Annotated in this window: 12 protein-coding genes and 1 other RNA gene; 9 read left to right on the top strand and 4 right to left on the bottom strand. The window is 67.5% G+C overall.

What is annotated here, in order from left to right:
* The first annotated feature begins 58 nt into the window (after positions 1–58).
* Together ACTNAU_RS00430 and ACTNAU_RS00425 are read left to right on the top strand one after the other, a co-directional pair.
* The gene (locus ACTNAU_RS00430) at positions 59–1,135 is read left to right on the top strand and encodes a nucleoside hydrolase (RefSeq protein ID WP_441097196.1); all 1,077 of its coding nucleotides are present in this window, start codon (positions 59–61) and stop codon (positions 1,133–1,135) included.
* 113 nt (positions 1,136–1,248) lie between these two features.
* Complete coding sequence (locus ACTNAU_RS00425) at positions 1,249–1,743, top strand: hypothetical protein (RefSeq protein WP_441097195.1); 495 nt, start codon at positions 1,249–1,251, stop codon at positions 1,741–1,743.
* Between the two features lie 59 nt (positions 1,744–1,802).
* Here the strand turns inward: ACTNAU_RS00425 and rnpB are convergent.
* Together rnpB and ACTNAU_RS00415 are read right to left on the bottom strand one after the other, a co-directional pair.
* Positions 1,803–2,148, bottom strand: an RNA gene (rnpB, locus tag ACTNAU_RS00420) — RNase P RNA component class A.
* Between the two features lie 14 nt (positions 2,149–2,162).
* Positions 2,163–2,660 carry a TM2 domain-containing protein gene (locus ACTNAU_RS00415; RefSeq protein WP_185916474.1) on the bottom strand — a complete coding sequence of 166 codons (498 nt, stop codon included), beginning with the start codon at positions 2,658–2,660 and terminating at the stop codon, positions 2,163–2,165.
* A 335-nt stretch (positions 2,661–2,995) separates the two neighbouring features.
* Between ACTNAU_RS00415 and gdhA the strand changes: the two genes are divergently transcribed.
* The 3 genes from gdhA (at position 2,996) to ACTNAU_RS00400 (ending at position 6,091) form a co-directional block, all read left to right on the top strand.
* Positions 2,996–4,348 (top strand): NADP-specific glutamate dehydrogenase, encoded by a 1,353-nt coding sequence (gene gdhA / locus ACTNAU_RS00410; protein WP_441097194.1) that lies wholly within the window; start codon positions 2,996–2,998, stop codon positions 4,346–4,348.
* 87 nt (positions 4,349–4,435) lie between these two features.
* Positions 4,436–5,509, top strand: coding sequence for a branched-chain amino acid aminotransferase (locus ACTNAU_RS00405; protein ID WP_441097193.1), 1,074 nt, complete (start codon positions 4,436–4,438; stop codon positions 5,507–5,509).
* 120 nt (positions 5,510–5,629) lie between these two features.
* Positions 5,630–6,091, top strand: coding sequence for a YbhB/YbcL family Raf kinase inhibitor-like protein (locus ACTNAU_RS00400; RefSeq protein ID WP_441097192.1), 462 nt, complete (start codon positions 5,630–5,632; stop codon positions 6,089–6,091).
* Positions 6,092–6,152: 61 nt separating this feature from the next.
* Here ACTNAU_RS00400 and ACTNAU_RS00395 read toward each other — a convergent pair whose 3' ends face one another.
* Positions 6,153–6,458 carry a hypothetical protein gene (locus ACTNAU_RS00395; protein WP_441097191.1) on the bottom strand — a complete coding sequence of 102 codons (306 nt, stop codon included), beginning with the start codon at positions 6,456–6,458 and terminating at the stop codon, positions 6,153–6,155.
* A gap of 19 nt (positions 6,459–6,477) precedes the next feature.
* Complete coding sequence (locus ACTNAU_RS00390; protein WP_441097190.1) at positions 6,478–7,386, bottom strand: AraC family transcriptional regulator; 909 nt, start codon at positions 7,384–7,386, stop codon at positions 6,478–6,480.
* A 190-nt stretch (positions 7,387–7,576) separates the two neighbouring features.
* On the opposite strand from ACTNAU_RS00390, the gene ACTNAU_RS00385 reads away from it, so the two are divergent.
* The 4 genes from ACTNAU_RS00385 (at position 7,577) to ACTNAU_RS00370 (ending at position 14,345) form a co-directional block, all read left to right on the top strand.
* Positions 7,577–9,895 (top strand): beta-glucosidase family protein, encoded by a 2,319-nt coding sequence (locus ACTNAU_RS00385; RefSeq protein WP_441097189.1) that lies wholly within the window; start codon positions 7,577–7,579, stop codon positions 9,893–9,895.
* Between the two features lie 156 nt (positions 9,896–10,051).
* Positions 10,052–10,972, top strand: a complete 921-nt coding sequence (locus ACTNAU_RS00380) for an RluA family pseudouridine synthase (RefSeq protein WP_441097188.1) — start codon at positions 10,052–10,054, stop codon at positions 10,970–10,972.
* Positions 10,973–11,205: 233 nt separating this feature from the next.
* Entirely contained in the window at positions 11,206–12,981 is a 1,776-nt protein-coding gene (locus tag ACTNAU_RS00375) for a M23 family metallopeptidase (protein WP_216402044.1), read from the top strand.
* A 158-nt stretch (positions 12,982–13,139) separates the two neighbouring features.
* A complete protein-coding gene (locus ACTNAU_RS00370) occupies positions 13,140–14,345 on the top strand; it encodes a M20 metallopeptidase family protein (protein ID WP_441097187.1) in 1,206 nt (401 codons plus the stop codon).
* Positions 14,346–14,403 lie beyond the last annotated feature (58 nt).

Raw genomic sequence — 14,403 nt, 5'->3', positions numbered from 1 at the left:
GGGCCGCCTTTTCCCCAGTGGGAGAGGGCGGCCCCCGCTGCAAAAGGAGGGACCCACTGTGAAAAGAAGTCTCTGGAAGCGGGCGGCGGCCGCCCTGCTGACCTGCGCGCTGCTGCTGAGCGGCTGCGGCGGCCCCCCGGCGAAGGAGGGCGCCCTTCCCCTGGACGCGGGGGGCGATCGCCAAAACCTGCCGCTGGGGAAGCCGGTGACCGGCCCCGTCCCGGTGGTCATCGACTGCGACCCCGGGACCGACGACGCCTATGCCCTGGCCCTGGCCGCCAGCTGTGAGCAGCTTGACATCCGCGCTGTCTGCGCGGTACAGGGCAACGCCCCCCTCGCCCACACCGGCCCCAACGCCCTGGCCCTCTGCGCCTACCTGGGGATCGACTGCCCGGTCTCCCAGGGGGCGGCGGCCCCCCTCTCGAGGGAGGCGGTCACCGCCGAGTACGCCCACGGCAGCAACGGCCTGGGCGGGGTCAAGCTGCCCGATCCCGGCAGAGCGTTTGACAGCCTGCCCGCCTGGGACCGGCTCTACCAGGAGGCGGTGGCCGCCGGGGGAGAGCTGCAGGTCATCGCCCTGGGCCCCCTCACCAACGTCGCCACCGCCCTGCAAAAATACCCCGACCTGCCCCAGTACCTGGCGAAGATCACCGTCATGGGCAGCAGCCTCAGCGGGGGCAACATCACCGCCCAGGCCGAGTTCAACGTGTACAGCGACCCCGAGGCCTGGCAGGTGGTGCTGGCCAGCGGCGTCCCCCTCACCGTCGTGGGGCTCGACGTCACCACAAAGACCTATTTGAGCCAGGACAACCTGGCGGTCCTCCTGGAAAAGGAGGGCCGCGCCTCCGCCCTGCTAAAGGGGATCGCCGACTACGCCGCCACCCGGAGCAGCCAATCCGGCCTCACCCTCAACGACGCCCTGGCCGTGGCCAGCGTGGTCAACCCGCCGGTGGTCACCACCCAGGCGGCCGACCTGCGGGTGCAGGCCAGACCGGGCTCCGGAGTCGACGGAAAGACCACCGCCACCAACCCCAAGAAGGGGGAGGGGGGCAACTGCCAGCTGGCCCTGAGGGTGGACAACGCCCTCTTTCAGGCCATGCTCCTGCGAATGATGGACTTTTATGCCGCCGGTTGAGCGGCGGCGCCCCCTGCGGCCTGTCCGGCGGACAGGCCGCTTTTTTTGGCGGAGAGGGGGGCGGGCGGTGACAAACGGCCCCCCGCATCCGTATCCATTGGTGAGAGGAGGCGGTGCGCGATGAAGGGGCGGGGGCGAAGGTCTATGTCCCCCAGGGGATGCCCGCCGGGGAGCGGGTGACGGCCGTCCGCTTCTGGGGGCTGTGCGTCACCTGTGGGCGGGACGACGGCGAGGACTTCATCGCCCTGGAGGAGGGGCAGCGCCGCGCCCTCGACATCCCCTTTGCGGTGGAGGGGGTGCCCTTCCGCCTCATCCAGATGTGCCGCCGGGGCGAAGAGGTGACGGTGCAGTTTCAGCAGGAGCTGTTTGAGGGGGGCGAGCTGAAGGAGGCCTGCGCCGCGGACCTGACCGGCCAGAAGGCCGCCTTCCAGGAACTGTTTGACGGCGGCCCCCTGTCCAGCGAGGAGCTGTTTCCCTGGCGGTGCACCCTCTTTGACCGCGACAGGGGCAGCGCCGCCTTCCCCGCACAGGGGGAGGGGCCGGTCCGCTTCTATCTCTTTTCGGCGACCCTGAAGCACTCGGGCAGCTTTGCCGCCCGGTTTGACTGACAGCGATCGGACAGAAGAAAAGCCCGGCGCGCAGCTCTCGCTGTGCGCCGGGCCTTTTTCAAGCGACTAAACCATAAGCCGGGTTCTGTCATGTGTGACGATCTATCTCGACTGCGCGTCGCCGCGCAGCTCTAGCCACCTTGTCGAGGACGGGTCGGGCGCCCATCTGCCCTCTGTGCGGTGTTGCTCCGGGTAGGGTTTACAGAGCCGCACAGTCTCCTGTGCGCTGGTGAGCTCTTACCTCGCCTTTCCACCCTTGCCGGGGGGACCCCGGCGGTTTCTTTCTGTTGCACTTTCCCTAAAGTCGCCTTCGGCTGCCGTTAGCAGTTACCCTTGCCCGATGGAGCCCGGACTTTCCTCACGCGGGCCCTTTCGAGCCTCGCGCGCCGCCACATGGTCTACTCGCTGGAAAACAAAAATCAGTTGCTCAGGGGGACGCCGTTGGCGTCGGTGCCGATGGAGCCGGTGAGGATCAAGATCCCCTCGATAAAGCCCCAGAGGCTGGCGATGCCGCAGCTGCACAGGGTCAAAACCAGCTGCAAGACCGCCTTGCCGGTGTAGCCCAGGTAGAAGTTGTGGGCGCCAAAACCGCCCAGGAGGATTCCCAGCACCCCGGCCGCCACCTTGGACTTTTGGGGGTAGCCCGGCACGTACTGGCGCGCCCCGCAGTAGGGGCAGACAGCGGTGCCTGCGGGCAGGAAGTTGTTGCAGGTGCTGCAGTAGTGCCCCTGGCCGCCCTGCTGGTAGTACCCCTGCCCCTGCTGCTGGTAGGACTGCTGGTAGGGCTGCCCCTGCTGCTGGTACCCGCCGGCTTGCTGCTGGGCCCCGGCCCCCTGGCCGGGGTCTTTGGCACAGCCGCAGACCGGGCAGAAGGTGGCGTCGTCGGGGAGATATGCGCCGCACTGTTTACAGGTCATAGCGATGTTCCTTTCGCGCGCGGGCCTTGTCGCCCGCCGTTGTGTCGTTTGCACTGTTGCGCTGTTAGAGCGTATCTATTATAGCAGGAGCTCGGCCCGTTCGCAAGCCAAACCGCCACTTTGCAATTTTGGGTGCCCGGTTCTTGCAATTTTTCACAAAGCAAAACCGGTTTGCCGCCCGGTGAACTATAAAATGCTCTGAAAGTGGCGGCGATTGGCGGCTTTCTCGCAAAAACAGTTGCATTGGCGGGGTTTCCCGCAGTACAATAACTCCATACTGTACCGATATAAAGTATGAAAGCACACCCTGCGGGGAGAAAAAGGAGGAAATGAGTATGTCCTTTCAAAGCGAGTACCTCACCACAGTCTACGACGCCGTCTGCAAGAGAAATGCCGGGGAGCCGGAATTTTTGCAGGCCGTGCGCGAGGTGTTGGAGTCCCTGGAGCCGGTGATCCAGGCCCGGCCGGAAATCGAGAAGTGGGGCGTGATCGAGCGGATGGTCGAGCCCGAGCGGATGATCGTCTTTCGCGTCCCCTGGGTGGACGACAGCGGCAGGGTGCGGGTCAACCGGGGCTTTCGGGTCCAGTTCAACTCGGCCATCGGCCCCTACAAGGGCGGCCTGCGGCTGCACCCCACCGTCAACGCCTCGGTCATCAAGTTCCTGGGCTTTGAGCAGGTGTTCAAAAACAGCCTGACCGGGCTGCCCATGGGCGGCGGCAAGGGCGGCTCCGACTTTGACCCCAAGGGCAAGTCCGACCTGGAGATCATGCGCTTTTGCCAGAGCTTTATGACCGAGCTCTACCGCCACATCGGCCCCGACACCGACGTGCCCGCCGGGGACATCGGCGTGGGCGCGCGGGAGGTGGGCTACCTCTTCGGCCAGTACAAGCGTCTGAAAAACGAGTTCACCGGCGTCCTCACCGGCAAGGGCCTCACCTACGGGGGCAGCCTGGTGCGCACCGAGGCCACCGGCTACGGCCTGTGCTACTTCACCCAGGAGATGCTCGCCGAGATGAAGGGCGACTCCTTCGCCGGGAAGACGGTGGTCATCTCCGGCTCGGGCAACGTGGCCATCTACGCCGCCCAGAAGGCCACCGAGCTGGGGGCCAAGGTCATCGCCCTCTCCGACTCCGCCGGCTACATCGTCGACGAGCGGGGCGTCGACCTGGCGGTCATCAAGCAGATCAAAGAGGTGGAGCGCGGGCGCATCCGCGAGTACGCCGCCCGGGTTTCCGGCGCCACCTACACCGAGGGCAGCCGCGGCATCTGGAACACCCCCTGCGACATCGCCCTCCCCTGCGCCACCCAGAACGAGCTGGACGCCGACGGCGCCGCCGCCCTCATCAAAAACGGGGTGATGGCCGTGGCCGAGGGGGCCAACATGCCCTCCACCCCCGAGGCCGTGGAGGCCTTCCTGCAGGCGGGGGTCCTCTTTGGGCCCGCCAAGGCCGCCAACGCCGGCGGGGTGGCCACCTCCGGCCTGGAGATGAGCCAGAACTCCATGCGCTACAGCTGGAGCGCCGAAGAGGTGGACCAGAAGCTGCAGGGCATCATGGTGGGCATCTTCCACAGCGCCTACGAGGCCGCCGAGAAGTACGGCCGCCAGGGCAACCTGGTGGTGGGGGCCAACATCGCCGGCTTCACCAAGGTCTGCGACGCCATGCTGGCCCAGGGGGTCGCCTACTAGGGCGGTCTCTCCCGCCCGGCGGGCGATTGACAACCGCCCCCCGCGTGTTACAATGAAAAGAAAGCCACGAGAAAAGGAGAGAGTACCATGACCGAAATCAAATTCGAGCGGGCCGCCGCCCTCAAATCCAAACCCCAGGACGAGAGCAAGCTGGGCTTCGGCTCGATTTTCACCGACTACATGTTCGTGATGGAGTACACCGAGGGCCGGGGCTGGCACGACCCCGTCATCAAGCCCTACGGCCCCCTGCCGCTGGACCCGTCCGCCATGTGCCTGCACTACGGGCAGGAGGTCTTTGAGGGGATGAAGGCCTACCGCGCCGCCGACGGCCGCATCCTCCTCTTCCGCCCGGAGGAGAACTTCAAGCGGCTCAACACCTCCTGCGAACGGCTGTGCATCCCCAAAGTGGACGAGGCCTTCTGCCTGAAGGCCCTGAAGCAGCTGGTGGAGATCGAGCGCGACTGGGTGCCCCACATCCCCGACGCCTCCCTCTACATCCGCCCCTTCATCATCGCCACCGAGGGCAAGCTGGGGGTGCACGCCTCGAACAGCTACTACTACGTGGTGGTCCTCTCTCCCTCCGGCCCCTACTACGCCGCCGGGCTCGACCCGATCAAGATCTACGTCGAGAAGTCCTATGTCCGCGCCGTGCGGGGCGGGATGGGCTTTGCCAAGACCGGCGGCAACTACGCCGCCAGCCTCAAGGCGCAGGAGGAGGCGTCTGAGCAGAAGTACGCCCAGGTCCTCTGGCTCGACGGGGTCGAGCGGCGCTACATCGAAGAGGTGGGCGCCATGAACATCTTCTTCGTCATCGGCGACGAGGTGGTGACCCCCGCCCTGCAAGGGAGCATCCTCTCCGGCATCACCCGCAAGTCCGCCCTGGAGCTGATGGCCGGCTGGGGGCTGAAAGTCAGCGAGCGCCGCCTGGCCATCGACGAGGTGGCCGAGGCCTACGACAAGGGCCTGCTGAAGGAGTGCTTCGGCACCGGCACCGCCGCCGTGGTCTCCCCGGTGGGCGAGCTCAAGTGGGGCGACAAGGTGATGGAGATCGGCGGCGGCCAGATCGGCCCCGTCTCCCAGCGCCTCTACGACACCCTCACCGGCATTCAGTGGGGCAAGATCGAGGGCCCCGCCGGCTGGTCGGTGGAAGTCTGCAAGTAAGCGAGTAAACAGCCCAAAGATCCCCTGTGCCCGGGCGCACAGGCGAGGCCCCGGCCACCCGCGCCGGGGCCTCTCTTTTGCCGCGGGGCGAAGGGCGAAAAGAGAAAGGGGAACTGCAGCGTGAAGGAACTGTCCCTCTCCTCCCCCTGTTTTGAAGAGGGAGGCCTCATCCCGACCGAGCACACCGGCTACGGGGAGGACCGCTCCCCCGAACTGGTCCTGACCGGGCTCTGCGAGGGGGCGGTCACCCTCGCCCTGTTGCTGGACGACCTGGACCACCCCGTCCCGGCCTACAACCACTGGGTGGTCTGGAACATCCCGCCCGCCGCCCGCCTCCCCGGCGGCCTGCCCGGGGGCGGGGCGGTGGGCCCCCTCGACCAGGCGGTGCAGGGGGTGGGCTACGGCAAAAACAGGTACCGGGGACCCAAGCCCCCGTTTCGCTGGTCCCACCGCTACCGCTTCCGGATCTTTGCCCTCGACTGCCGGCTGGAACTGCCCCCCACGGCGCGAAAGCGGCAGCTGCTGGCGGCCATTCGGGGGCACATCCTGCAGGAGGCGGCCCTCACCGGGCACTTTCGCTGATTTCCATTTGAATGGGGAAGAAAAACAGGGGACCGCTGTCAGCGGTCCCCTGTTTTGTCCGTCAGCGGCGCTTTTTTCGCCGCAGGAGCCAGTCCAACAGCAGTCCGTACCCCAGATAGCTCAGCACAAAGAGCAGGTAGTAGGGCAGCCACCGCGCCAACGTCTGCCAGCGGGTGAGGGAGACCCCGTCGGAGAGGGGGGAGAGCACCCCCGGCGCCAGCCAGTGCAGCAGGGCGGTGAGGGGCAGATTGGCCAGGGGCAGCAGGTTTTGCCAGCGGGAGGAGGGCAGGGCGCACTCCCTCGCCAACACCAGCAAAACGCCGATCGCCGGGAACCAGAACCCACAGCGGGCACACCATCTCTTCACTGTCCTTCCCCCTTCTATATCACCGGTCGCCCGGGCCGGCGGTCGTCCCCCCGCCCCGCTCCCAGCCGATCCAGGGGGCGCGGGAGAAGGGCTCCTCCCCCATCTGCCGCCCCTTTTGGTACTGCAGGGGGGTCACCCCGAAGCGGCGGCGGAAGGCGGCGCAGAAGGCCCGGTAGTCGGCAAAGCCCGCCGCCAGGGCTAGGTCCAGCAGCCCGCCCTCCCAGCCGTCCAGCTGTCCCAGGGCCCAGTCCAGCCGCAGGGACTGGAGGTGGGCTTTGAAGCCGGTGCCCAGGCAGCGCCGGAACAGCCGCGACAGGTGGGTCGCCGAGAGCCCCAGCGCCGCCGCCGTCCCCTCCAGGCTCACCGGTTCCCGAAAGTGCCCAGCCAGAAAGTCCAGGGCCTGGCGGCAGCGCTCCCACTGGCGAACGCTCCCCTCCCCCGGGGGGGCGTCCGCCGTCCGGCAGTCGCGCAGCAGGCAGTGCAGCAGCTCGCAAAACCGGGCGTTGAGCAGCAGGTGCCCCAGGGGGTCGCCCGCCGCGGCCCTCCACTGGGCGAGCAGGGCGGCCATCGCCTCGGTCAGGGCGGGGTTTTCCACCGGCCCCCGCAGGAAACCGGTCCGGTCGAACCCGGCGTCGTTTTGCCGCAGCAGGGCCGGGGTGAAAAAGACCGAGATCCCCTCGGGCGCGTCCGTCTTGTGGGGGGTCAGGCTGTGCACCTCGCCCCCGGGCACAAGGGCCACCGCCCCTGCCGGCAGGGAGAAGCTCTCCCCCTTGAGCACCAGCTCCACCGGGGTGGAGAGGTAGCAGTTGACCTCCAGCTCGGGGTGCCAGTGGGCGGGGACCGGGTGGATGCCCGACTCCCCGTGGATGTAGAGGTTGCCCAGCAGCCGCCCGGTGGGCCGCATCTGCTCCCAGATCGCCTCCGCCATCTCGCATCCTCCTCTCCTCCCTCTCAGGGTAGCCGATTGGCCCCGAAACTGCAATGGAAAAACGCAAGTTTTGCCTATTTTTTTTAGAAAATGGGAAGGAAAGTCCCCCTCCCGCTGCGGTACAATGCAGTCAGAGACAGCCGTCCGCCCGCCGTGGGGCGCGGCGGCCAAGGGAAAGGGAGGGCAAAGAATGCACCAAATCGAAGAGATCCTGCAGAAGATGACCCTGGCGGAGAAGGCCCGCCTCTGCACCGGCGCCACCCACTGGAAGACGGTGGCCATGCCCCAGTACGGGGTGCCCAGCCTGGTGATGGCCGACGGCACCAGCGGCCTGCGGCTGCAGCAGGGGAGCGAGGACAAGGAGGAAAACGACCTCTTTGAGAACGTGATGTTCTTCTCCTTTGACAGCGAAGAGGCCCTGGCCCGCACCATCCCCAGCACCTGCTACCCGGCGGGCTCGGCCCTGGCCTGCTCCTGGAACCCCGAGCTGGCCCGGGAGGTGGGCGCCGCCATCGCCGAGGAGTGCAAGGCCCAGGGGGTGGGGATGCTCCTGGGCCCGGGGATGAACCTGCGCCGCCACCCCCTGGCCGGCCGCGGGTTCGAGTACTATTCCGAGGACCCGGCCCTCTCGGGGGAGATGGCTGCCGGGATGGTGGAGGGGATCCAGAGCGGCGGGGTGGCCGCCTGCATCAAGCACTTTGCCTGCAACAACGCCGACTACAAGCGCACCTGGATCGACTCGGTGGTGGAGCCCCGCGCCCTGCACGAGATCTACCTCGCCGGCTTCGAGCGGGCGGTGCGAAAGGCCCGCCCCTGCGCGGTGATGGGGGCCTACAACAAGGTCAACGGGGTGCAGGCCTGCGAGAGCGAGGAGCTGCTCACCCACATCTTGAGAGAGCAGTGGGGCTTTGACGGCCTGGTGATGAGCGACTGGGTGGCGGTCAAAAACTCCAAGGAGGCCTTTCGGGCCGGGCTCAACTTTCAGATGCCCCCCAGCAAGAGCTGCGTCGACGCCCTGGTGGCCGGGGTGAAGGACGGCAGCATCCCCGCCGAGCGGCTGGACGAGAGCTGCCGGCAGATCCTCAAGCTGGTGCTGCGCTACAGCAAGGAGGGGAAGGAGCGCCCCCAGGTCGACTGGCAGGCCCACCACCAGCTGGCCCGCAAGGCGGCCGCCCAGTGCGCCGTGCTGCTGAAAAACGACGGGGTCCTCCCCCTGGGCCCGGGGGTGAAAAAGGTGGCGGTGCTGGGCAACCTGGCCAAAAAGCCCCAGTTCAACGGCACCGGCTGCGCCGCCATCAACGCCCGCTGCCCCGACATCCCCTTTGACGAGCTGGCCGCCCTGGCCGCCCCCGGCTGCCAGCTGCAGTTTGCCCCCGGCTACACCGCCGACTACCAGACCGACCCCGCCCTGCTGGCCGAGGCGGCCAAGGTGGCGGCCGAGGCCGAGGTGGCCCTGGTCTTTGCCGGCGCCTTCCTCCCCCCCGAGGACGACGACTTCAACCGCAAGACCATGGCCCTGGAACCCGCCACCGAGGCCCTTGTGGAGGCGGTGGCCGCGGTGCAGCCCAACACGGTGGTGCTGCTCTACAACGGCGAGTCGGTGGCCATGCCCTGGATCGACCGGGTGGCCGGGGTGCTGGACCTCTGGTTCTCCGGCGAGGGCAGCGGCCGCGCCGCCGCCGAGATCGTCTGGGGGCTGCAAAACCCCAGCGGCCGGCTGCCGGTGACCCTGCCCAAGCGGCTGGAGGACACCCCGGCCTACCTCAACTTCCCCGGCGCGGGGGACAGCCACTTCTATTGCGAGGGCATCTACGCCGGCTACCGCTACTACGACAAAAAGCGGGTGGAGCCCCTCTACCCCTTCGGCTACGGCCTCTCCTACACCGATTTTGCCTACAGCGAGCCCCAGCTCTCCACCCGGGAGCTGGCGCTGCCCGGCCGGGTCTGCTTCTCCTGCCAGGTGGAGAACACCGGCTCCATGGCCGGGGCCGAGGTGGTGCAGCTCTACCTGCGCGACCGCTGCTCCAAGCTGCCCCGCCCCGAGCGGGAGCTGAAGGCCTTCTGCCGGGTGGAGCTGGCCCCCGGGGAGAAAAAGCGGGTGGAGCTCTGGCTGGACAGCCGGGACTTCTGCTACTATGACCCGGCCTGCGGCTGGGTGGCCGACAGCGGCGAGTTTTTGCTGCAGGTGGGCCCCCACTCCCGGGACATCCGCCTGGAGCAGCGGCTGCAGCTTGTCAGCGACCGGGCGGCCCCCTTCGCCATGACCACCGACACCCACTACACCGACTTGCTGGAAGATCCCACCGCCCGCCGGGTCTTTTACGACTACCTGGTGGAGAAGGGGCTGCTGTTGCCCGAACAGATCGGCCCCGCCCTGGACGAGCACTTCAAGGTCATCTTCTGGGGGATGGCCCAGCATCTGGACAGCGCCACCGGCGACCGCTTCACCCCGGCCATGGCCGAGGAGCTGACGGAAAAGATCAACGCCGCCCTGGCCGCCGAGAGGTAGGCCAAAAGGACCCCCGCGAGGGCAGATATGCAGTCTTGCCAAACCGCGTCAACGCCGCCGCCCGGCCACCCGGGCGGCGGCGTTTTGCTTTTTTCGGCCGGATGCGCTATACTGATTTTTGTTTTGCGCCGCGCGCAGAGAGGGGAGGGGAGAGCGGTGCGCCGATTTGTCTACCCCATCGGCCCGGCAGAGGCCGGGCGGACGGTCAAGTCCCTTTTAAAGGGAAAGGGGTATTCCAGCCGGGCCCTGACCCGACTGAAAAAGGACCCCCTGGGGCTGCTGCGAAACGGGGCGCACGTCCGCACCGTGGACCGGCTGGCCGAGGGGGACAGGCTGGAAGTCACCCTGCGGGAGGAGGAGAACACCTACGCCCGCTGCGACACCCCGGTCCCCATCCTCTGGGAGGACGAGGACTTCGTCGCCTTCGACAAGCCGGCGGGGATGCCCTGCCACACCTCCTGGGCCCACCCGGCCGACACCCTGGCCAACGTCTTTGCCGCCCACTGCGACCGGCTGGGGGTGCAGGCCCCCTTTCGGGTGCTGGGGCGGCTGGACCAGGACACCACCGGCTGCGTGCTGGTGGCGAAAAACCAGCTGGCGGCCTCCCTGCTGGTGGCCCGCCCGGCCTGGGTGAAAAAGGTCTACCTGGCGGCGGTGTCCGGCGCCCCCCAGCCCCCTGCGGGGACGGTGGACGCCCCCATCGCCCGGGCGGGGGAGGACAGCGGCCTGCGCCGGGTGGACCCGGCCGGGCAGCGGGCGGTGACCCACTACCGCACCCTGCGCCCCCTGCCCGGCGGGCGCAGCCTGCTGGCCTTTTCCCTGGAGACCGGGCGCACCCACCAGATCCGGGTGCACATGGCCCACCTGGGCCACCCCCTGCTGGGCGACGCCCTCTACGGCGGGGACTGCGCCGCCCTCTCCCGCCAGGCCCTGCACTGCGCGGGGCTGGCCTTTTTCCACCCGGAGAGGGGGGCGTGGGTGCGGCTGTTTGCCCCCCTGCCGGCGGACATGGCCGCCCTCTGCGGCCCGGTGGGGGAGGAAACCCTCCCCTTTTGGCGGCGGGAAGTGCCGGAATAGGGGAAAAATGGGCTCCTTTTCAAGGGGAAATCACAAAAAGTTACAGAGTTTGTAACTTTTTAAAAGACGAAAAAACCGCATGGCAAAGCCGTTTTTGCCATCTTTGACCCGCTGGTAGATACTTGAAATCGGGAAAAGGGGGTTGAAATCTTACAGCACAGAGGTATAATAGTAACCAAGTTGTAACCTTTCTGTAAGATTTGCAACCACTACAGCGAGTAAGGAGTGATTGGATGTCGCATCTGTCTGGCGGCCTGTTTGGCAAGAAGCGTTCCGTTGGCGAGCAGGACCACAGCGGGGGCACCGGGAAAGAGAAGAGAGATTGGAAGCGCACCTGTCGATACATCCTCCAAAGGGTTGACCGCTACGGCTGCTATGTCGGCACCGTGGCCATACACCGGTGGGCCCGGTTCACCAAGGTGATGAAGAAGTTCTTCACCTCCCTGGGGATCGCCCTCCGCCGCCTCCCCCACAACATCCGCAAGAGCTTCGCCCTCTTTTTGGTCTGGGCGAAAAAGCACATCGCCTACCCCCTGGAGCGGGCCTTTCACCACGTGGTGCAGGGCGCCAAAGAGGTGCACCGGGCCCACAAGGACCCCAACCGCTCCGGCCGCGAACAGCTGGGCCACTGGTATGGGCGCACCAAACCCACCCTCTTTAAGGTGCTCAACTACCTGATGCCGGTGGCGGCCCTGGGGGTCAGCGCCGCGGTCATCGCCCTCATCCTCAACTTCAACTTTGTCCTCAAGGTCGAGTACAACGACCAGGTGGTGGGCTACGTGGACAGCGAGACCACCTTCAACGAGGCCAAAAAGGTGGTCAACGACCGCATCGCCATCAAGGACGAGGAGGGGAGCGAGTTCATCAAGAGCCCCACCTACTCCATCGCCGTGGTCCCCAAGGCCGAGGTGGTCACCACCGAGGCCCTGGCCGACACCCTGATCGCCTCCTCCGGCGAGGAGATCACCGAGGCCGCCGGCCTCTATGTGGACGGGGTTCTGCAGGGCGCCGTGGTGGACGCCACCGCCCTGCAGGCCGAGTTGGCGGCCATCAAGGCCCCCTACGTGGAGGAGTACCCCGAGGGCACCGTCGACTTCTCCAAATCGGTGGAGATCAAGCCCGGCCTCTACCCCAACGAGACGGTCAAGAGCGACGAGGAGATCATCGCCCTGCTCCACTCGGAGGAGCAGGCGGAAAAGACCTACACCGCCGAGTCGGGGGACACCCCCATCGGCATCGCCGCCAAGAACAACGTCACCCTCTCGGAGCTGGTGGCCCTCAACCCCACCATTGAAGACAGCCTCTACGCCGGCACCCCGGTGCGGGTGCAGCGCTCGGTCCCCTACCTGCAGGTGAAGGTGGTGCGGGAGATCACCTACGAGGAGTCCATCCCCTACGAGACCGAGACCAGCGAGACCAACAGCTACAACAAGGGCTACGAGAAGGTCGTGGTCCAGGGCCAGGAGGGGGTCAAGGAGATCACCGCCAAGCAGACCCTCATCGGCGGCGAGGAGACCGAGAAGGAGATCCTCGCGTCCAAGGTCCTCTCCGAGCCGGTGACCGAGAAAAAGGTGGTGGGCACCAACGTCCCCGCCCCCTCCTACTCGGGCAGCACCCAGACCTATAACGGCAGCGGCCCCACCGGCAGCGGCTCCCTGCGGTGGCCGGTGGCCGGCGGCTATGTCAGCTGCGGCTACTGGGGCTACTACGGCCACACCGGCATGGACATCGCCGCCCCCAGCGGCACCGCCATCTACGCCGCGGACGACGGGGTGGTCTCCAAGGTCAGCACCAGCGGGCCCTACGGCTACCACATCATCATCAATCACGGCAACGGGATGCAGACCCTCTACGCCCACTGCAGCGCCCTCTACGTGTCGGCCGGCCAGTCGGTCTCCCGCGGGCAGAAGATCGCCGCCGTGGGCCGCACCGGCAACGCCACCGGCAACCACTGCCACTTTGAGGTGCGCGTCGGCGGCTCGGCCAGGAACCCGGCCAGCTACGTCTAAGCGCCCGATCGCCTTTTCCCCAGCGGGGCAGCTCAAAAGAGCTGCCCCGCTTTTTTTTGCAGGGGCGGTTGTCCTTGTAAGGGGGGCGGGGGGGATGGTATAGTGGGAGACAGAAACGGCCGCCGGCGCGCCCGGCGGGAAAAGGAGAGGGTCGATCGATGTACGAGCTGTCCGCGCGGGCTTTTCGCGGCGACATGATGGACGCCATGGCCGCCGACCGCGACTTTTTTCACGCCCACCCGGAGCTGGGCTTTGACCTGCAGGAGGGGTGCGCCTACATCCGCCGCCAGCTGGAGCACGAGGGCTATGCCCCCAGGGAGATCTGCCCCTGCGCCCTGGTGGCCACTGTGGGTAGCGGCCGGGGGAAGACCATCCTCCTGCGGGCCGACTACGACGCCCTGCCGGTGGACGAGCCCGCCGGGCACCCCGCTCGCTCCCAGAACCCGGGGGCGGCCCACACCTGCGGGCACGACGCCCACGCCGCCATGCTGCTGGGGGCCGCCCGCCTCCTCAAGCGGGTGGAGGACCAGATCGAGGGGACGGTGAAGCTGGTCTTTCAGCCCAACGAGGAGGGGGTGGACAAGAGCTGCCCCGGCGCCAAGGCCATTGTGGACGCCGGGGTGCTGGCGGACCCCCCGGTGGACGCGGTCCTGGCCCTGCACGCCCTGGCGCCCTATCCCCTGGGGGCGGTCTGCGCCCACCCGGGTCGGGTGCTCACCTCCACCGACAGCTTCCACATCACCGTCAACGGCCTGGGGGGCCACGGGGCCATGCCCCACAACTGCGCCGACCCCATCGCCGTGGCCGTCCGCCTCTACCAGGCCCTGGAGGAGCTGGTGGCCCGGGAGACGCCCCCCTCCGCCACGGCGGTGCTCACCGTCGGCGGCATCCGCGCCGGGGGGCCGGGGGGGATCATCCCCTCCAGCTGCGAGATGTGGGGCACCCTGCGGGCCTACGACCCGGACCTGCGCACCCACCTGCTGCGGCGGATGGAGGAGCTGTGCTGGAAGCTGCCGCCCCTCTACCGGGCCACCGCCTCCATCGAGCAGCAGCTGAAACTGGGCTCCATCCACACCGACAGCGCCCTTTTGGCCGAACTGGCCCCCTTTGTGCGGGAGATCGTCCGCCCCGAGAAGACGGACCTGGCCGCCGGCCCGGTGATGCCGTCGGAGGACTTCTCCTTTCTCTCCAACCGGGTGCCCACCGCCCACCTCTACCTGGGCTTTGGCGAGCCGGGGGACGGCGGGGCGAACGGGGCCGAGAAGTCCGCCCTCTTCCTGCGCGACCGGGCCCTGCCCACCGGGGCGGCCCTCTACGCCAACTGCGCCCTGGAGTGGCTGCGCAAAAACCGCCTGCCGGGCTGACAAAATTCCCCTCTCCCGCCGCCCGACAACCGGAATCTGGAAAATTTTTTGGGGCATT

The sequence above is a fragment of the Bittarella sp. HCP28S3_D9 genome (genome assembly GCF_052065655.1).
Classification (GTDB): Bacteria; Bacillota; Clostridia; order Oscillospirales; family Ruminococcaceae; genus Bittarella; species Bittarella massiliensis.
This window is presented reverse-complemented; position numbering and strand designations above follow the sequence as displayed.